This window comes from Polaromonas sp. P1_E11, from assembly GCF_056405995.1.
Genome location: NZ_JBFUBA010000005.1, coordinates 242,291 through 260,044, shown reverse-complemented (window position 1 = coordinate 260,044; position 17,754 = coordinate 242,291). Strand labels below are relative to the sequence as shown.

17 protein-coding genes are annotated in these 17,754 nt (G+C 64.3%); 10 read left to right on the top strand and 7 right to left on the bottom strand.

Translation table 11 applies throughout. The features are described 5' to 3' along the window. Positions 1-57: 57 nt before the first annotated feature. Positions 58-252, top strand: a complete 195-nt coding sequence (locus tag AC1D11_RS18375; RefSeq protein WP_477648761.1) for a CsbD family protein — start codon at positions 58-60, stop codon at positions 250-252. 122 nt (positions 253-374) lie between these two features. Here AC1D11_RS18375 and AC1D11_RS18370 read toward each other — a convergent pair whose 3' ends face one another. The 6 genes from AC1D11_RS18370 to AC1D11_RS18345 all read right to left on the bottom strand — a co-directional run bounded on the left by AC1D11_RS18370 (position 375) and on the right by AC1D11_RS18345 (position 6,126). Beyond that, positions 375-1,583 carry an NnrS family protein gene (locus AC1D11_RS18370; protein WP_477648801.1) on the bottom strand — a complete coding sequence of 403 codons (1,209 nt, stop codon included), beginning with the start codon at positions 1,581-1,583 and terminating at the stop codon, positions 375-377. A 74-nt stretch (positions 1,584-1,657) separates the two neighbouring features. Beyond that, positions 1,658-2,125, bottom strand: coding sequence for an RrF2 family transcriptional regulator (locus AC1D11_RS18365; RefSeq protein ID WP_477648762.1), 468 nt, complete (start codon positions 2,123-2,125; stop codon positions 1,658-1,660). A gap of 14 nt (positions 2,126-2,139) precedes the next feature. After that, positions 2,140-4,416 (bottom strand): nitric-oxide reductase large subunit, encoded by a 2,277-nt coding sequence (locus tag AC1D11_RS18360; RefSeq protein WP_477648763.1) that lies wholly within the window; start codon positions 4,414-4,416, stop codon positions 2,140-2,142. 40 nt (positions 4,417-4,456) lie between these two features. Then, positions 4,457-4,744, bottom strand: a complete 288-nt coding sequence (locus AC1D11_RS18355) for a DUF2249 domain-containing protein (RefSeq protein ID WP_477648764.1) — start codon at positions 4,742-4,744, stop codon at positions 4,457-4,459. Positions 4,745-5,074: 330 nt separating this feature from the next. Then, positions 5,075-5,479 carry a response regulator gene (locus AC1D11_RS18350; RefSeq protein ID WP_457282037.1) on the bottom strand — a complete coding sequence of 135 codons (405 nt, stop codon included), beginning with the start codon at positions 5,477-5,479 and terminating at the stop codon, positions 5,075-5,077. Positions 5,480-5,649: 170 nt separating this feature from the next. Continuing rightward, positions 5,650-6,126 (bottom strand): FKBP-type peptidyl-prolyl cis-trans isomerase, encoded by a 477-nt coding sequence (locus AC1D11_RS18345; protein ID WP_477648765.1) that lies wholly within the window; start codon positions 6,124-6,126, stop codon positions 5,650-5,652. Positions 6,127-6,325: 199 nt separating this feature from the next. On the opposite strand from AC1D11_RS18345, the gene ypfH reads away from it, so the two are divergent. Next, on the top strand, positions 6,326-6,973 hold the full coding sequence (ypfH, locus tag AC1D11_RS18340) for an esterase (RefSeq protein WP_477648766.1): 648 nt from the start codon (positions 6,326-6,328) through the stop codon (positions 6,971-6,973). A gap of 428 nt (positions 6,974-7,401) precedes the next feature. Here the strand turns inward: ypfH and AC1D11_RS18335 are convergent, their stop codons facing one another. Next, positions 7,402-8,196 carry a sulfurtransferase gene (locus tag AC1D11_RS18335; RefSeq protein ID WP_477648767.1) on the bottom strand — a complete coding sequence of 265 codons (795 nt, stop codon included), beginning with the start codon at positions 8,194-8,196 and terminating at the stop codon, positions 7,402-7,404. A gap of 546 nt (positions 8,197-8,742) precedes the next feature. On the opposite strand from AC1D11_RS18335, the gene AC1D11_RS18330 reads away from it, so the two are divergent. The 8 genes from AC1D11_RS18330 to AC1D11_RS18295 all read left to right on the top strand — a co-directional run bounded on the left by AC1D11_RS18330 (position 8,743) and on the right by AC1D11_RS18295 (position 17,698). Continuing rightward, the gene (locus AC1D11_RS18330; RefSeq protein WP_477648768.1) at positions 8,743-9,825 is read left to right on the top strand and encodes an ABC transporter substrate-binding protein; all 1,083 of its coding nucleotides are present in this window, start codon (positions 8,743-8,745) and stop codon (positions 9,823-9,825) included. A gap of 4 nt (positions 9,826-9,829) precedes the next feature. Beyond that, positions 9,830-11,221, top strand: coding sequence for an LLM class flavin-dependent oxidoreductase (locus tag AC1D11_RS18325; RefSeq protein WP_477648769.1), 1,392 nt, complete (start codon positions 9,830-9,832; stop codon positions 11,219-11,221). Positions 11,222-11,250: 29 nt separating this feature from the next. Then, positions 11,251-12,336: an ABC transporter substrate-binding protein gene (locus tag AC1D11_RS18320; protein ID WP_477648770.1), complete on the top strand. Its 1,086-nt coding sequence runs from the start codon at positions 11,251-11,253 to the stop codon at positions 12,334-12,336. A gap of 41 nt (positions 12,337-12,377) precedes the next feature. Next, positions 12,378-13,247, top strand: coding sequence for an ABC transporter permease (locus AC1D11_RS18315; protein ID WP_477648802.1), 870 nt, complete (start codon positions 12,378-12,380; stop codon positions 13,245-13,247). A 19-nt stretch (positions 13,248-13,266) separates the two neighbouring features. Next, entirely contained in the window at positions 13,267-14,145 is an 879-nt protein-coding gene (locus AC1D11_RS18310; RefSeq protein WP_477648771.1) for an ABC transporter permease, read from the top strand. Positions 14,146-14,165: 20 nt separating this feature from the next. Further along, a complete protein-coding gene (locus tag AC1D11_RS18305; protein ID WP_477648772.1) occupies positions 14,166-15,005 on the top strand; it encodes an ABC transporter ATP-binding protein in 840 nt (279 codons plus the stop codon). A 127-nt stretch (positions 15,006-15,132) separates the two neighbouring features. After that, positions 15,133-16,407, top strand: a complete 1,275-nt coding sequence (locus AC1D11_RS18300) for a vanadium-dependent haloperoxidase (RefSeq protein ID WP_477648773.1) — start codon at positions 15,133-15,135, stop codon at positions 16,405-16,407. A gap of 37 nt (positions 16,408-16,444) precedes the next feature. Further along, on the top strand, positions 16,445-17,698 hold the full coding sequence (locus AC1D11_RS18295) for a vanadium-dependent haloperoxidase (protein WP_477648774.1): 1,254 nt from the start codon (positions 16,445-16,447) through the stop codon (positions 17,696-17,698). Positions 17,699-17,754: the final 56 nt, after the last annotated feature.

Below are 17,754 nucleotides of genomic sequence, written 5' to 3'. Positions count from 1 at the left end.
CGCAAGGGTCTCGCCAGGGTTTCCTGGACCTTCCCGTCGAATTCATCAGGAGTCATCATGAACAAGGATCAAGTCAAAGGCGCAGCCAAAGACGCAGCTGGCAAGGCACAGGAAGCTGCCGGCAAGCTCGTGGGAAGCAAGGACCAGCAAGCCAAGGGCCTGGCCAAGCAGGTGGAAGGCTCTGTGCAGAAAAATTATGGTGATGCCAAGGAAGTCGTGAAAGACGCGACCAAGGGCAACAAAGGCTTCTGAGGCTTCTGAGCCAGCATGCCCGGCTTGCCGGGCAGCCAGAACAGCGGCGCATTGGCGCCGCTTTTTTATGGGCGTTTGTTTTTAGCCCTGCCACGGCGGCGCAGGCAGACCCGGCCAGTCACCTAGCCGGGATGCCCGTCCGCACGCGCACGGGTCAGGATTGGCCAGTAGCCCACGGCATACAGCGCGAAGCCGGCGGACCACAGTGCGGCCGAAACCAGCACGGCGTGCAGCGTTTCGGCCGGCGCGATGACCGGCACGAACACGCGCACCAGCGCCGAAGCGAGGACGAGCACATAGCAGGTGACTTCCGTGCGGCCCGCCTGGAGCGGCCGGCCGGTATGGCCGAGCGCGGTGCGCGTCATCATGCCGATGATGAGCCCGCCGATGGCGCCCACCGTCAGTGCGTGAGTTGCCGCTGAGGGCGTGACCCAGCCAGCTGCGGCCAGGACGCGCAGCACCAGGTGCACCGGAATCCAGAAGTAGGCAGCATGCAGCACCCAGACCAGCGGCGTGTGCGTGGTCTTCCACGGTTGCCACAGTGCCCAGCGCGCAAGGTGTGTGGCCGTACAAACACCGGCAAGCGCCGCCAGCGGCGCGCCCTGCAGCTGCAGCGCATCGGCCAGCAGCAGCGCCAGCACCGAGCCCAGCGCGGCTTTCTCGAGCCAGGGGCGGCGGGTGGCGTTGGCGCCCGGCACACCGTTGTTGGTGAACATGGGGATCACGCGGCCACCCATCACGGCCATGATGAAGAGCATGACGTCAAGGGCGGCCTGAATGCCGACCCAGCCGGGCAACTGCATGAGCCCGAGCTGTGCAAGGTGCACCGCGAGCACGGCCACCGCCATCAGCAACAGCAAGCCGATGAAAAAGTAGTTGCGGCGATTGCGCGCGGCGATGAAGGGTATGGCCAGCGCGACGGCCGCGGCCAGCGGAAACGCGACGTTGACCGCCGCCGCAGCCCAGCCGAAGGGCGTGAGCACAAGCACCCGCCCGGCCACCCAGAGCGCCGCCAGCGCGGCCAGCGGCAGGCCGGTGGGCGTAGGGCGGTTGGACCAGTTGCGCCCGGCCGTGAACAGGAAGCCCACCACCACAGCCAGCGTGAAGCCGAACAGCATTTCGTGCGCATGCCACATCGGCCCCTTTAGGTAGGGCTGGCCCAGCCAGCCGGCGAACTGCAGCGCCCACAGGCCAATCGACAGCGCAGCGAACACGCTCGCCAGCAGGTAGAAGGGCCGAAAGCCGGTTTGCCAGAGCGCGATGCCTTGCGTTTCCGCCGATGGAACAGGAGCGCTTTTGGGCGGGGTTTTGAATTGGATGGACTGTGTCATGCGGGAATATTCCGTGGGTAGCGTGGTGTGCGGCGCGCTGTTGCTGATGCGCTCTGCGACAACGGGGATTGCGCTCATGAGGCGCGCCCGGCCAGCGAAGCGGAAGCCGTCTGGCCGGTGAAGAAGCTGGCGAGCGACTGCCGGTTGCGAACGAGATCTGCCAGCGTGTATCGGTCGAGCACGCCGTAAAAGGCATCGACCGCCTCGCCAAGCACGCCGCGCAGTCGGCAGATGCGGGTGATGGCGCAATGGCCGCCCGCCGCTTCAAAGCATTCGGCGGGCACGTCCGTTCCTTCGGTTGCGCGCACCACCTCGCCCACAACGATCTGCTCCGGCGCTTTCGCCAGTGCCAGCCCGCCGCCCTTGCCGCGCACGTTGGCCAGCCAGCCGCTCTTGCCGAGGAAGTGCACGACCTTGGTCAGGTGGTGTTCGGACACGTCAAACGCGTCCGCAATTCCGGCGATGGTGGCGCGCCGCTCTGGCTGCGCCGCCAGGTAGATCAACACACGCAGGCTGTAGTCGGTGAAAGCCGTGAGTTTCATGGCGGCTTGCCGGGTCAGGGCCCCACCGTTGCGGGCACTGGGGTGATGCCGTCGTACTGCACGGCCGGACGGCGCAGCAGGCGCGCGGCATACCAGGCCAGGAAGCACGCGCCGATGGCGAACAGGATGTCGCCGGGCACGCGCATCCAGACCAGGGTTTCCATCACGCCCGAGTGGATGATCTCGGGCGAGCGGGCGTACCACAGGCCCTTGGTGACGCTGGCCCAGGCCTGGTAGATGCCGGCAGGCAGCAGCGACAGGAAGACCATCATCGCCAGGCCGATGTTCAGGCTCCAGAAGGCGGGCTTGAGCAGGTTGTCGGCATGCAGGTGGCGCGCATACAGGCCGCGCAGGCAGAACAGCATGAGGCCGATGCCCAGCATGCCGTAGACACCGAACAGCGCGGCATGGCCGTGGGCCGCCGTCATGTTCAGCCCTTGCACGTAGTACAGCGAGGCCGGCGGATTGATGGCAAAGCCCAGCAGGCCGGCGCCTACGGTGTTCCAGAAACCGACGGCCACAAAACACATCACTGGCCATTGGTAGGTGGCGAGCCACGGCATGGCCCTGGAGCGCCGGTAAGTCTGCAGGGCTTCCAGGCCGATCAGGGTCAACGGCACCACTTCGAGCGCGGAGAACACCGCGCCGACGGCGATAACCGAGATCGGCGTGCCGGTGAAATACAGGTGGTGCAGGGTGCCCAGGATGCCGCCGAACAGGAAGATGATGGTCTCGGCGATGATGGCGCGGTTGGCGCTTTCGGCGCGCACCAGGCCCAGCTTGGTGAAGATCAGCGCGACGACGGCGGTGGCGAACACTTCAAAGAAGCCTTCGACCCAAAGGTGGACCAGCCACCAGCGCCAGTACTCGATCATCGAATAGTGGGTGTGCTGGCCCCATGTGAGTGACGAGGCGTAGAAGCCGCCTATGCACATGGCCGACAGGAACACCATGGCGATCATGCCGCGCGTCTCCGAAGGTTTGACCAGTGCCGGCCACAGCGCGCGGCCCAGCAGGAACACCCAGAACAGCAGGCCCACGAACAGCAGCAGCTGCCAGACACGGCCCATGCTGGTGAACTCCAGGCCCTGGTTGCCGATCCAGAAGCTGAAGTCGACACCGCGATGCTGCAGCGTGCCCAGCCAGCCGGTAGCGGTGGAGCCGACCACGATGGCGATCAAGGCCCAGAACAGCACGTCGACACCGAGCTTTTGCAGTTTGGGCTCGCGGCCCGACAGCAGCGGCGCGATGTAAAGGCCCGTGGCCAGCCAGGCGGTGGCGATCCAGAAGATGCCGACTTGCGTGTGCACCGTGCGGCTGACCACATAGGGCAGCACCTGCGCAAGCGGCAGGCCGAAGAAGGATGACCCTTCAACCGCGTAATGCGCGGTGACCACGCCCATGCCGATTTGCAGCAGCATCAGGCCGATCACGGCAAAGAAGTACTTGCGCGTGGCCTTCATCGAAGGTGTGGCAACGACGCCCAGCAAAGGGTCGGCCTGGGGCGGCTGCGCCTCGGGCCCATGCCGCTGGCTTCCGTGCAGCCACAGCATGGCGGCGATGCAGGCCAGCAACAGGACGATGCTGACCATCGACCAGATGGCGGCCGAGTTGGTCATGGTGTTGCCCACCAGCGGCTCGTGCGGCCAGTTGCTGGTGTACGAAAGGTTTTCTTCTCCCGGGCGGTCGGTGACGGCGGCCCAGGAGGTCCAGAAGAAGAATGCCGTGAGCGCCTGGCGGTCGGCCGCGTCGGGCAGCGCGCCTTCGCTCATGGCGTACTGCTCGCGCAAGGCGTCCAGGCTGGCGTCGTGGCCGAACAGGCCTTCATAGTGGCGCGCCACCTCGCGGATGGCTTGCGCCCGCGCGGGTGTCACGGTGACGGCGCCGCTGGCCGCGTCGTAGGTGTTGCGGCGCATTTCTTCTTTGAGCGCCGCTGCGACTGCGCCGCGGTCTGAGGCCGTGAGCGCGGCGGGCGCCTTGCGGAGCTCCTGCGTGCGCAGGGCCTGCAGGGCCAAAGCTTCCCGGTGCAGCCAGTCGGCAGACCAGTCCGGCGCCACATAGGCGCCGTGGCCCCAGACACTGCCTTGCTGCTGGCCGCCGCTGGCCAGCCAGGCGCGCTGCCCTCTTTGCACCTGCTCGCCCGTGAAAATCACGTCGCCTGTGGTGCTGACGACGGCGTTGGGGATGGGCGGCGCGGTCAGGTAGATCTGCCAGCCGAGGTAGCCGAGCGCCCCGAAGGACAGGACGAATACGAAGCCGAGCCAGCGCCACAGCATGTTGTTGTTTTTCATCGGGTTTCCTTGGGAGGTCATGAGTGGGAATGAGCGGGAGTTAGCCGCCGCCACAGGCGCCGCAGCATTGCTTGCTTCCCTGCGCGGGTGCAAGCCGGGTGATGGCGACGCGCCAGGTGTCGGGCCCCTGCTCCAGGTAGTCCCAGGAGAATCTGCCGGGCAGGTCCATCATGAACCGGGCATGCAAGGGTTTCGGGTTGTGGTCGTTGATCAACTCCATGGCCTGGCCGGTGCCGAGTTGGTCGAACGTCGAGAAGACCAGCGGATGGCGCTCGCTGGGCGCAAGCTCGCGGAGATCGACCCTGGTGTGGGAAGCGGTGTGTGTCATGGGGACTCTTTCAAAGGAATCGCGAATGGTCTTCATAAGATGCATTCGAGATACACCTATGGTTAGCCATCGGTCCCTGGGCACTGTTGATCCAGATCAAACGGAGCCGCGGTAGGCAGTACTTTTCTGGTTTTGGCGCGGAAGCCGGCGTGGAGTGCGGGCGCGGCGATGCAGCGCCTCCAGGCGGCCGCTTATAAGCGCCGCATGAAGGCGTTCACATCAGGGTTTGCCGGGCAGCGAGAGTCGCGGCATGGTGCCGCTTTTCGCTTTTGTGTGTGGGCTTGTTTTAGCGGGCGCCTGAGCAGAACGCCTGCCGCTTGAACGTGGGGATTACTGGGGCAGCAGCGGGGCCGTGCCGCCCAGGCTGGCCGCATGGGCCTGGCAATAGAGCACCAGCTTTTCCACGTCCTGCGATTTGTCGAACACCTCGTCGGCGCCGAGCTCGCGGCAGTAGTGCAGGATGTTTTCCTGGTTGTGGCTGGTCAGCACCACGACCTTCTGGCGGGAGCTGCGGTGCTGGCAGTCTTTCAGCACGCCAAAGCCGGAGCCTTCGGCGAGAAAGAGGTCGACGATTGCAAGGTCCCAGTCATCGTGGTGGGAACCCAGCCACTGGCGGGCGCTGGACTCGGAATCGGCGTGGCCGACGAAACGCAGGGGTGCGATTTCTTCCATGGCCTCAACCAGTGTTTTGCGTATGTCCGGCTTGTCTTCGACAAGAAACGCGTTGATGACCATGGGTACCTCTGAAGTTAATCCATGAAGTTAGCCATCATCCTGCGCCGGGGCTGTGGTCGTGCATCACCGGGGGATGTAGGCTCAATCCCACTGTAGTTCAGCGGGCCCCCCAGAGCGGTAACGGTACGTAACGCTAACGACTTAATCGCCGAACGGTCACGTTGCGCAGATTAGTGGTGGTGGCCGTGCTCGCCGTGCACATGGCGGTGGGCAATTTCTTCTTCCGAAGCGGCGCGCACGTCGGTCACTTTCAGGGTGAAACGCAGGGCCTTGCCGGCCAGCGGATGGTTGCCGTCCAGCAGGACGGTGTCGCCCTTGATCTTGGTGACGTTGAAGACATGCTCGCGGCCGTCGTCGCCTCGGCCTTCGAGCTGGCCGCCTACCTTGACCCCGGGCGGAAACTGCGTGCGGGGAATGGTGCGCACCAGGCTTTCGTCGCGCAGGCCGAAGGCGTCCGCCGGTTCCAGCGCCAGCACGGTCTGGAAGCCTTTTTCCTGGCCGTCCAGCGCTTCTTCGATCTTGGGCAGGGTGTTGCCGTAGCCGCCGTGCAGGTAAACCATGGGTGCGCTGCTTTGCTCGACCAGCTTGCCCTGGGCGTCCGCCACCTTGTAGCTAAGGGTAACGGCGGTGTCTTTTCCGATTTTCATGGTGTTTTTCCAGATCTCTGGTGCGTGAAAAACGCTGATTCTCGCCGACCCGGGCCAAAATTGCCCGGACGGCCGGAACAGGAGGCTGTTGTACGGGGCAGGACGGCTGATGTTGAAAGCTGCCGGGGAGGCCCCAGATGCGGTTTTCTCCGTCCTTTCCGCCAGCTTTTGCCTGTTTTTTTGATCACGACGCCCAGCCATGAACCCCATCGACACCGAAACCATTGAACTGCTTCCGGCCACCGCCGTGCCGCGGCAGCTGTTTGTGCTGCTGCATGACGCGGGCGGCATGGCCGCCGACATGCTGGAGCTGGGCAACCTGCTGGGCGGCGCGTTTCCCGAGGCGGCGGTGCTGATTCCGGAAGGCCTTTCCGGCCCGCATGCCGATGCGGCAGGCGCTACCGCTGCGGGCAAAGATGACGCCGCTGCGCTGGCCGCGCGCGTGGAGGTTCTGGCGGCCTTTGTGCGTGCGCAGCAGCAGCGCTTTGAGATCCTGCAGTCGGACACCGCGCTGGCCGGCTTTGGCGCCGGTGCGAGCCTGGCGCTGGCGCTGAGCGACGCGCACGACGGCTTGGCCGGCCGCCTGCTGGCTTTCGGCGGCGGCTACCAGATCTGGCCGGCAAAAGCGCCCGCCCTGACCACCCTGCACCTGCTGCACGGGCAAAACGACGACGTGGTGCCGTTGGCACGTACGCGCGGCGACTTTGACCACCTGATGGAACTCGGCGCCGACGCCACACTGGACGTCGCCGCCAGGCTGGGCCACGAGTTGCACCCCGCGCTGATGGACCAGGCCGTGACGCGTCTGCAGACCTGTGTGCCGCTGCGGCACTGGAAAGCAGTCTGAATAAGCCCACCCCCGTCCAGGCTCACTGCGTGTAGCCCGTTCCCCCTCAAGGGGGCGGTGAACCGGTACACCCCTATCGGGCTCACTGCGTGTAGCCCTTTTCCCCTTGCAGGGGACGGTGCCTGTGGCCCGGCAAAGCCGGTTCCGCGGCACCCGCTGGCTTGGAATCGGGTGCGGTGGCTCAGGGAGGTATTTCTTAAAGAGATAGTGCCTAGAGCCAAACAGAGTAAGCGCCAATAGCTCCTAAATTAATAGCATGTGGTGCCGGGAGCCGGACCTTCGGGAGGCTCGGGACGATTGGATAAGCGCTGTGCAACTGCAGTGTGCTCTTAAGCCAGTATGAGCCGCGGAACCGGCTTTGCCGGGCCGCAGGCGGGCGGCCCCCCCGGGGGGCAGGGAGCTACACGCAGTGAGCGACCGTGGGGGCCCTATACCACCGGGCAAGTGCCGTCCGCGGCCCAGTCGGAAAAGCTGAGGTAGTAGGCTGATACCTCAGGCAAGCCGGCGTGCACGGCGGCCAGCGCAGCCAGGGCCGCGCGTCCGCCGGCATCGCAATGGGTTACCAGTGGCTTGCCGGCTGATAGTCCGGCGTCGGCCAGTTGCGCTTTCAAGGCGTCAGCGGATTTCAAGGTCCCGTCCTCATTGAGCAGCTGCTTGTGAGCCAGATGGTGTGCCTCTGGAAGATGGCCGCCGCGGGCGTTGGCACGCAGGTCTTCGCCGCGGTACTCGGCTTCAGTGCGTGCGTCCAGAATCTGTAGCGAACCGTCCAGGTGCTGCTTCAGCTCATCGCGTGTGATGAGCCCGGCGGCGGGCTTGTGGCCGACGGGCCGTTGATACCGGGTGGGCACGGGCTGCCGCCGGGTGAGCGAAGGCTCAAAACCAGGAAGCCCCAGCGCTGCGGGCCAGCCGCCGTCCAGAACCTGGACGCCAACACCATGCCACTGCAGGATGAACCAGGCCCGCGCGGCTTCGGTCATGCGCCCGTCGTCGTAAACCACCACTGGTTGCGAACCGTCGATGCCCAACGCGCCAATCGCCCGCGCCCAAACTTCTGTGCGGTCCAGCGCTCCTTCGGGGGACTTTGCCAGTGTTTCCCACTGCTTGATGTCGAGCAGCAAGGCGCCCGGCCAATGCCCCGCGTCATAAGCAGCTTCGCCACGGACATCGAGCACGTAAAGATGGGGCGACGCGAGTGCGCGCTCTGCGGTGATGACGATAGACATGAACGGCCTTTAGAAAAGTCGACGGCAACCCGGCAGGAAGCAGATGCCGCAAAGCAAGATCAGCTGCGAAGTGTCGCCCCACTCCGTCACGCACGGAACGCCTTTTTTCTTATTTTCTTATGCGCAAGATATGGCCGCCGAAGCGCCAGCATTCGCTATACAGCCACTTGCACTTAGGTGATTTGGGCATGTGCTATCCAGAAAATTCTGGCTGCATAACATCAAGACTTCTTATTCGTTGTGTTGTGAAAGTGCGTCCGCTAATCTGCATCCACTGTTTGACAAGAGGATGTTTTCATGACCCGCCACCGGACCCCGCAACCTGCCGTTTCTGACAACGCATTCATCAGCGGCACCTGTTGCGACCGCCACAACGCAGCAGCCCTGTCTGCTGCCCGGGACTCCTTTCAATCAGCTCAGCTGCGCCTCGCAGCGCACCGGGCCTGAACCACTTTCAGGCGGGTACCGCCAGGCATTGCAACGCGAATTTCGGCTCCTGTGGGGTGGGGCAGTGCTGGTACCGGCCTTTTTTACAACGGAAAAATCATGACACTTGATCGCAGACATTTTCTTCATGGCCTGGGTGCCGGCGGGCTGGCCGCCGTGACGGGCGCTGTGGGCGCGCAAACGACAGCACCGCCTGCCGTGATCCGCTTTGGCGTGGCGCAACCCGCCATCGGCAACCCGCCCGGGTTTTACGGCAGCTCGGTTTCCATCGCGCATGCCAAAGGCTGGATCGAAGAAGAGTTCAAAAAAGACAACATCAAAATCGAGTGGTACTTTTTCAAAGGCGCGGGTCCGGCCGTCAATGAGGCATTGACGAACAACCAGCTGGACTTCGCCTTCCAGGGCGACCTGCCTTCCATCGTGGGCAAGGCCGCCGGGCTGAAGACGCGGCTGATTCTGGCCACCGGCGTGCGCTCCAATATTTACCTGGCGGCGCCGCCCGATTCATCCATCCGCTCCGTCAAGGATCTGCGTGGCAAACGTGTGGCGATCTTCAAGGGCACGAATGCGCAGCTGCCCATCAACCGGTTGCTCGAGGCCAATGGGCTCAATGAAAAAGACGTCAAGTTGATCAACCTCGACACGGCGACGTCCAAAGCGGCGCTGGTCACCAAGGACATCGATGCGGCCTTCGGCGGGCTGGACCTGATCCAGCTGCGCATCAACGGCACCGCAAAAATCGTGTATTCCAGCAAAGGCGATTCGCCCATCTTCACGCGCCAGGGCCATGTGCTGGTGACCGATGAATTTGCCGATAAATTTCCCGACCTCACCACACGTGTGACCAAAGCGGTCGTGCGTACGGCGCGCTGGGCCTCGGACGACCTCAATCGCGACGAGGTGTTTCGTATCTGGGCGCGCACGGGCTTTCCCTACGAGGTGTGGAAAGAGGACTACGACGGTGAACCACTGCGCATCCGTTTCAACCCGCAGTTCGACCCTTTCCTGACCGGCCGTTACCGCGATGCGGTGGAGCAGGCCTACAAATTCAAGCTGACCCGCACCCGGTTTGATTCAGACAAATGGATAGACCGCCGCTTCCTGAACGCTGCCCTGCGCGAACTGAAGCTTGAAAACTACTGGCCCGTATTTGAGGCGAATGGAAAGATCCTGGGGGCTTAAGACCATGAGCAATACCGACAATTCAAGCAATACCACCGCGACAAAGCGGCAGATCCGCCTCAACGCTTTCCTGATGGCCACCGGCCACCATGTCGCCGCGTGGCGGCACCCGGGCGTACCCGCCGATTCGGCGCTGAACTTTGAGCGCTACAAGCAGCTGGCGCAGACGGCGGAGGCCGCGAAGTTTGACGCGGTGTTCCTGGCCGACAGCGTGGGCATACGCGACGCGGCCACCTCGCGCACGCTGCACCGCACTGCGCGGGTGGCCGGCTTCGAGCCGCTCACGCTGCTGTCGGCATTGTCGGCCGTGACCAAAAACCTGGGCCTGATCGCGACGGTCTCCACCACTTACAACGAGCCCTACACGGTGGCGCGCAAGTTTGCTTCACTCGACCACCTGAGTGCCGGCCGCGCAGGCTGGAACGTGGTGACGTCTTCCAACGAGGCGGAGGCACTGAACTTCAACCTCGACAAGCACCCCGAGCATGCGCTGCGCTACGAACGCGCCGGCGAATTTGTTGACGTGGTGACGGGCCTGTGGGACAGCTGGGAGGACGATGCCTTCTTGCGCAACAAGGAAAGCGGAGAGTATTTCGACGCCGCCAAGCTGCATGTGCTGAACCACAAGGGCAAGCATTTCCAGGTGCGCGGCCCGCTCAATGTGGCGCGTTCACCGCAAGGTTATCCGGTGGTGGTGCAGGCGGGTTCTTCCGAGCCGGGCCAGGAACTGGCCGCGCAAACAGCCGAAGTCATCTTCACGGCGCAGCAGTCGCTGGCCGGCGCGCAGGCTTTTTACGCAGGCCTGAAAGCGCGGCTGGTCAAATACGGCCGCCAGCCGGATGACCTGAAAATTTTGCCAGGCGTGTTTGCGGTGGTTGGCGAAAGCGAAGCGCATGCGAAGGAAAAATTCGAACAGCTGCAGGAACTGATTCATCCCGACGTGGGGGTTTCGCTGCTGTCTACCGTGATTGGCGGCATAGACCTGTCAGGCTACCCGGTCGACGGCCCGCTGCCCGACAACCTGCCCGAGCCCAACGGCCCCAAGAGCCGCTTCAGGCTGGTGACCGAACTTGCGAGGACCGAAAAGCTCACGATCCGCCAGCTTTACCAGCGCATCGGCACGGCGCGCGGCCACTGGTCCATTTATGGCACGGCCTCGCAGATTGCCGACCAGCTGCAGGAGTGGTTTGAAAACGGCGCCGCTGATGGTTTCAATGTGATGCCACCTTACCTCCCGGGCGGCCTGGAGGATTTTGCGCACCATGTGGTGCCCGAATTGCAGCGGCGCGGCCTGTTCCGTACGGAGTACGAGGGCCGCACGCTGCGCGAAAACCTGGGCCTGCCGCGCCCGCCCAACCGCTACACGCAGGACGCGGCCACGCGGGCTGTGGCCTGAGTTTTCAAAGAAAAAGCGCAGGGCACACCATGAGTTCTACTTTTGTTCCGGCCAGGCGTCACTGGCTGCATGCCGCGGCGGGTGCCGCCCTTGCCGCAGCTTCGTTGGGTGTGCGCGCACAGAAGCTGGAAGTGATCCGCTTCGGCGTGTCGGCCGCACCGGTGGGTAACCCGCCGGTGTCTGCAGGCAATGCCGGCTCCATCGCCCACTGGAAAGGCTGGCTCGACGAGGAATTTAAGAAAGACGGTGTGCGCATTGAATGGTTTTTCTTTCGCGGTGCCGGCCCAGCCGTCAATGAAGCGCTGACCAACCACCAGCTCGACTTTGCTTTCCAGGGCGACCTGCCCGGGATCCTGGCACGCGCCAGCGGCTTGAAGACACGCCTGTTGATGTCCTCGGGCAGCCGCAACAACCTGTATGTGGCGGTGCCGCCTGACTCCCCTCTGGCGACGGTTGCACAGTTGCGCGGCAAGCGCGTGGCCTTGTTCAAGGGCACCAGCGGCCAGTTGCCGACCAATCGCCTGCTGGAGAAAAATGGCCTCAGCGAAAAAGACCTCAAGGCTTACAACCTTGACTACGCCAGCATGCAGACGGCGCTGGCCACGCGCGACATCGACGCAGCCTTCGGCGGCATTGAGCTGCTCAAGCTGCGTGAGCAGGGTGTGGCGAAAATCCTGTACACCAGCCGCGACGACTCGCCCGTTTTCACACGGCAAAACCACGTGCTGGTGACCGAAGACTTCGAGAAAGCCCGTCCGGAAGCGGTGCAGCGTGTGGTGAACGTGCTGGTGAAAAGCGCGCGCTGGGGTTCCGACGAAAGCAATCGCGAAGACGTGCTGCGCCAGTGGAGCAAGGCCGGCACGCCCTATGAAGCCTGGCGGGAAGACCTGCTGGGTCAGCCGCTGAAGGTGCGGCTGGCGCCGGAATTTGATCCGCTGCTGGTCTGGCTCTACAAGGACGCCTCGCGCCAGCTGGTCAAGTTCAGGCTCGCGCGCCGCGAGGTGGATGTCGACGGCTGGATAGAACGCAAGTACCTGAGCCGTGCGCTCAGGGAACAGAAGCTTGAAAACTTCTGGCCGCGCCTGGACCCCCGCGGCCAGCAGACCGTGTTGTGACGCCGCAAGCCATGCCCCATCACATCTCCCCCACATTGCGACTGGCTTCGGCCGGGAACGCGTCCGCAACCACAGCGACCGGACCCGCGCTGCCTGCATCCCCGCGCCAGCCTCCGGCCGGGAAGGGTTCTGGCGTTGCTCTGGCAAGGCGCGGCCACTGGCGGCGTGCCCTGCTGGCCTGGCCGGTGCCACTGGCCGTGCTGCTGCTATGGTGGCTGGCGGCCCGTTATGAATGGGTGGCGCCGCAGGTGTTGCCGGCGCCGGGCGTGGTCGCGGCCACCTTCGCCGACCTGTTCAACAGCGGCGAGCTGATGGACAACCTGCGCATCAGCCTGTGGCGCGTGCTGGCCGGCTTTGGCGTGGGGGCCGTGGGCGGCCTGATGCTGGGCGTGGGCATGGGTTTGTCGCCCACCTTCAAGGACTATGTGTACCCGCTGTTCAAGGCCTTCAGCCAGGTGCCGGTGCTGGGCTGGCTGCCGCTGCTCATGCTGCTGGTGGGCATTGACGAGGCGCTCAAGGTGATCCTGATCTCCAAAGCCGCGCTGGTGCCGATTGCGCTGAACACCTACAAGGGCATCCAGAACGTACCGGCCCAATATGTGGAGGTGGCGCAGGTCTTCAAGTTCAGCCGCCGGCAGATGCTCTTCAAGGTGGTGTTTCCGGCCGCGCTCGCGCCGATCTGGAACGGCATCCGCTACGGCCTCACGCACGCCTGGCTGGCGCTGGTGGTGGTTGAGCTGCTGGCCTCTTCCGAAGGCCTGGGTTTCATGATCGTCTATGGCCGTCAGCTGTTCCAGCTCGACGTGGTGATGGCTGCCGTGGTGGTGGTGGGCATCGTCGGTTTTGTGCTCGACAAGCTGCTGGTGCTGATTGAAGCGCGCCTGCTGCGCTGGCGGCGTGTGGGGCTTTAAACCAAGCGTAAAGACCGGTATGCCAGAAGCACTCTCCTCTTCCCCTCCTTCTTCCTCTTCTTCCTCTTCTTCCCGTCCTCCAGGCGTGGGGCCTGCGGTGCCGCGCCGTCGCGCCGTTCCTCGCTTCTCCGTGCCGCGCGGCTTGCGTGGCTGGGTATTGCCGCTGTCTCTGCTGGCCCTGTGGTGGGCGGCCGTGCGCTTCGGCTGGTCGCACTCACCGCTTCTGGTGCCGGTCGAAAAAGTCTGGGCCACGGCGGTGGACCAGGCCGTTACCGGCCAGCTGTGGGACGCACTGCGCGCAAGCCTCTGGCGCGACCTGGCCGGCTTCGCCATCGGCGCCAGCGCGGGGCTGGCGTTTGGTACGGCGCTGGGGTTGTCGCGGCTGTTTGAAAACATGGTGGGACCGAGTTTTCACACGCTCAAGCAGATATCGCTGTTCGCCTGGATACCGTTGATCTCGGTGTGGTTCGGGCTGGGCGATGCGGCCAAGGTCGCTTTTTTGTCGCTGGCGGCGTTCTTCCCGGTGGTCCTCAACACCTTTGAAGGCATACGCAGCGTGCCGCGTGACTTCATCGAGGTGGCGCGCGTGTTTGAGTTCTCGCGCTGGCAGCTGCTGCGGCGTGTGGTTCTGCCGTCGGCTTCGCCTTCGATTTTTGCCGGCATCCACCTGGGCCTGATTTACGCCTGGCTCGCCACGCTGGGCGCCGAGTACCTGCTGGTGGCCGGCAAGGGCATCGGCAACACCATGATCGACGGACGTGAGCATTTCTGGATGGACCTGGTGCTGTTCGGTGTGATTGTGGTCGGCCTGGTGGGCTTCACGCTCAACTGGATTGCCAGCCGCATTGAGGCGCGCCTGCTGGCGTGGCGCGGCCGGTCGGTGGCCCAGTTTCAGTAATGGATTAACGAGGATCAAGCATGGCCCACGCGGGAACCCTGGCTCTGAGAAATCTGAGCAAACACTATGAGGTCGAGGGCGAGAAGCTCGAAGTTCTCAACGACATCACGCTGACCATTGCGCCTGGTGAGTTCGTCAGCATCGTGGGCTCCAGCGGCTGCGGGAAGTCCACGCTGCTGCGCCTGGTGATTGGACTGGAAGACGACTACCAGGGTGAAATCCTGCTCGACGGTCAGCGCATCGTCGGCACCAGCCTGAACCGGGGCATCGTGTTTCAGGAGCACCGCCTCTTTCCCTGGCTCACCGTGGAGCAAAACATCGCCCTGGGGCTGCAGAACTCGGACCTGACTGAGGGCCAGAAGCGCATGACGGTGCGCGAACATGTGGAACTGGTGGGTCTGAAGGGGTTTGAGAAGGCCCACCCCTACCAGCTCTCGGGCGGCATGTCGCAGCGCGTGGCAATTGCACGCGCGCTGGTCAACCGGCCGGAAATCCTGCTGCTTGACGAACCCTTTGGCGCGCTCGATGCCCTGACGCGGGCGCATCTGCAGCAGGAGCTTCACCGCATCTGGCAGCGTGAGGGCATCACCATGGTGTTGGTCACGCACGATGTGGAAGAAGCCATCTATTTAGGCGACAAGGTTGTGGTGATGGAGCCGCGCCCAGGCCGCATCCGCCGCATCGTGCCGGTGCCGCTGGTGCATCCGCGCGACCGCGCCGGCTTCGGTTTCGCCACCGTCAAGGAGAGCGTGCTCAGGGAGTTTGCGGGTCACCCCGCAGCCGACCTGATTGAACGCCCCTTGCGCGAAGGCCCCGGCAGTTCCGGCGGCCTGCCGCCCGGCATTGCCTTCGCTTTCTGAGAGTCGCCTGTGCACTGCGCACCAACACTTTCCCTGAAACAACCGCCCGCTGCATTGATGCAGCGCGAGCGATGTTGATGGCCGCACCCGGCCGTTTCTTCTTCCTTTTTAACCATTCATAAAACTCATGAACACACCATTCTTCCCAGGTGTGCGGGGCGCACTGCGTGCGCTCGGGCACATCACCTTGTCTTTGTCATCCCTGATGCTGGTCTGCGGCGCGGCCCGCGCCGACGTGGTCACCGACTGGTATGCCACGGCCTCCGCCGTGACTGCCGCCAACAACCCGGGCGGCGTGTTTGTGCCGCGCAGTCTGGCCATCGTGCACCTGGCCATTCACGATGCCGTCAATGCCGTAGATCGGCGCTACGAGCCCTATGCGGTGGACACGCGTGCGCCGGCCGGCACCTCGATTGATGCCGCCGCTGCAGGCGCCGCGCATGGCGCGCTGGTCGCGTTGTACCCGGTGCAAAAGGCTTTTCTCGACAACGCGCTGAAAGCCTCGCTGGCCAAAGTTCCGGACGGGCCGGGCAAGGCAGAGGGCGCCGAATTCGGCCGCGGCATCGGTGAAAAACTGGTGGCACTGCGCAAGGACGACGGCTCGGCTACAGAGGCTGCTTACACGCCGCTGGGCACGCCCGGTGCATGGAAAGCCACGCCGCCGGTGCCCGGCGCGCTGACCATTGCACGCTGGCCCAAGGTGAAGCCGGTGTTCCTGAAGTCGGGCGACCAGTTCAAGGCGCCGCCGCCGCTGGATTACAAGAGCGCGGCCTATGCGCGGGAAGTCAACGAGGTCAAACGCCTGGGCGGCGTTAACAGCACCGCGCGCACCGCCGACCAGACGGCGCTGGCGATATTCTGGGTCGCACCGACCTGGCATCCCTACCTCTCGGTGGTCAAGCAGGAAGCCGAGCGCAAAAACTTCAGCGTGCACGACAACGCGCGGCTGTATGCGCTGATCAACGGCATCAGCCTGGACACCTACATCGTCGGCTACGGCGTCAAGCTGGTTTACCACCAGCAGCGCCCGATTACCGCGATCCGCGAGGCGGCCAGCCTCGGCAATCCGGGCATACAGGCCGCGCCCGACTGGCTGCCCCTGGTACAGACCCCGCAGCACCCCGACTATGTGTCGGGCCACGCGATCCAGGCCGGTGGTTATGAGCGGGTGCTGCAAAAGGTGTTCGGTGGCGACCAGCTATCGGCGCCCTCGTCGGCGGAATGGCCTGCAGGCACTGTGCGGCGCGTGTACACGCGCTGGTCACAGCTGACGCGCGAAGACAACGACGCGCGCATTTTCGGCGGCATCCATACCCGCTCGGCCACCAACGGCGGCGACGCATTGGGCTACCAGATCGGTGAGTACGTGGTTGCCAATGCGCTTCGGCCTGTGGCTCCCTGAGTTATCAAGAAACATCCCCAACGAAACGAGTACCTTCATGAAAACGACATTGCATACCGCAACGCTGATCCAGCTGGCGCTGGCTGTCCTGGCCGCGGCGGCTGCCTGGCCGTCGCGCGCCGACGTGGTGACCGACTGGAACCAGACCGCCATCAAGACCGTGCTGGAAAACCCGCCCGGTGGCCTCACCAGCATCCGCAACCTCGCGATTGTTCACCTGGCGGTGCACGACGCCGTGAATGCCGCGCAGCCCCGTTACCAGCCCTACCTGAAAGACCTGTCGGCGGTCCCGGGCGCATCGCCAGAGGCCGCCGCACTGGCTGCCGCGCATGGCGCGCTGGTGGGTTTGTACCCCGCGCAGAAGGCGACGCTGGATGCGGCTCTGGCCCGGGACCTCGGCAAAATTGCGGAAGGCACACCCAAGGCTCAAGGCGTGCAGCTCGGCCAGCAGTCGGCCCACTGGCACCTGGAGACCCGCAAAGCCGATGGTGTGGACGCCAAGGCCGAGTACGCGCCTGCGCAAGTCCCGCAGGCCTGGAAGCCGACCTTTCCGGCGTTCCTGCCGCCTTCGCTGCCGCATTTTGGCAAGGTGAAGACTTTCTTTGCCAAGGATGCGCTGCAGTTTGATCCGGGCGCACCGGTGCCGCCGTCAAGCCAGCAGTTTGTCGACGAGTTCAACGAGGTCAAGCGCCTGGGCGGCAAGAACAGCACGGAGCGCACGCCCGACCAGACCGCCGTGGCGGTTTTCTGGACGGCGCCCAGCTATGTGGTGTTCAGCGCGGTGGCGCGCCAGCTCAGCGAGGCGCGCAAGTTCGACCTGCACGACAACGCCAGGTTGTTTGCCCTGCTCAACGGCGCGACGGCCGATGCCTACATCTCGGGTTGGGCCGTCAAATACAAATACCCCACGGCGCGTCCGATCACCTTGATCCGCGAGGCCGACAAACTGGGCAACCCGGCGCTCAAGGCCGATGCAGCCTGGGAGCCGGTGCTGATCACGCCCAACCATCCCGACTACATCTCGGGCCACTCGATTTACGCGGGCGCGGCCGAGAAGGTGTTGCAGGGTGTGTTCGCCACCGACGCGATTCCCGTGGTCAGCGTGACCTACCCGGCCGGCGGCATTACGCGGCGCTACAGCAGGATTTCAGAGATCGCCGAAGAAAACGACAACGGCCGCGTCTGGGGTGGTATCCACACGCGCCAGACCGTGGGCCGCGGCGGCGCCGACCAGGGCCGCAAGCTCGGGGACTATGCCGTCAGGAACTGGCTGCTGGCCGGCAAGTCCTGATTCCGGAATATCTGTACCCAGTGCCCCGGCGGGCCCGCGCCCGCCGGCTGCTATTT

Excerpts from the sequence above, each read along its gene's own strand:
- ypfH (WP_477648766.1), top strand. The coding sequence starts at position 6,326 with ATGAACCCCATCGACACCGAAACCATTGAACTGCTTCCGGCCACCGCC.
- AC1D11_RS18345 (WP_477648765.1), bottom strand. The coding sequence starts at position 6,126 with ATGAAAATCGGAAAAGACACCGCCGTTACCCTTAGCTACAAGGTGGCG.
- AC1D11_RS18300 (WP_477648773.1), top strand. The coding sequence starts at position 15,133 with ATGAACACACCATTCTTCCCAGGTGTGCGGGGCGCACTGCGTGCGCTC.
- AC1D11_RS18350 (WP_457282037.1), bottom strand. The coding sequence starts at position 5,479 with ATGGTCATCAACGCGTTTCTTGTCGAAGACAAGCCGGACATACGCAAA.
- AC1D11_RS18335 (WP_477648767.1), bottom strand. The coding sequence starts at position 8,196 with ATGTCTATCGTCATCACCGCAGAGCGCGCACTCGCGTCGCCCCATCTT.
- AC1D11_RS18295 (WP_477648774.1), top strand. The coding sequence starts at position 16,445 with ATGAAAACGACATTGCATACCGCAACGCTGATCCAGCTGGCGCTGGCT.
- AC1D11_RS18310 (WP_477648771.1), top strand. The coding sequence starts at position 13,267 with ATGCCAGAAGCACTCTCCTCTTCCCCTCCTTCTTCCTCTTCTTCCTCT.
- AC1D11_RS18330 (WP_477648768.1), top strand. The coding sequence starts at position 8,743 with ATGACACTTGATCGCAGACATTTTCTTCATGGCCTGGGTGCCGGCGGG.
- AC1D11_RS18375 (WP_477648761.1), top strand. The coding sequence starts at position 58 with ATGAACAAGGATCAAGTCAAAGGCGCAGCCAAAGACGCAGCTGGCAAG.
- AC1D11_RS18320 (WP_477648770.1), top strand. The coding sequence starts at position 11,251 with ATGAGTTCTACTTTTGTTCCGGCCAGGCGTCACTGGCTGCATGCCGCG.
- AC1D11_RS18355 (WP_477648764.1), bottom strand. The coding sequence starts at position 4,744 with ATGACACACACCGCTTCCCACACCAGGGTCGATCTCCGCGAGCTTGCG.
- AC1D11_RS18325 (WP_477648769.1), top strand. The coding sequence starts at position 9,830 with ATGAGCAATACCGACAATTCAAGCAATACCACCGCGACAAAGCGGCAG.
- AC1D11_RS18370 (WP_477648801.1), bottom strand. The coding sequence starts at position 1,583 with ATGACACAGTCCATCCAATTCAAAACCCCGCCCAAAAGCGCTCCTGTT.
- AC1D11_RS18305 (WP_477648772.1), top strand. The coding sequence starts at position 14,166 with ATGGCCCACGCGGGAACCCTGGCTCTGAGAAATCTGAGCAAACACTAT.
- AC1D11_RS18360 (WP_477648763.1), bottom strand. The coding sequence starts at position 4,416 with ATGAAAAACAACAACATGCTGTGGCGCTGGCTCGGCTTCGTATTCGTC.
- AC1D11_RS18365 (WP_477648762.1), bottom strand. The coding sequence starts at position 2,125 with ATGAAACTCACGGCTTTCACCGACTACAGCCTGCGTGTGTTGATCTAC.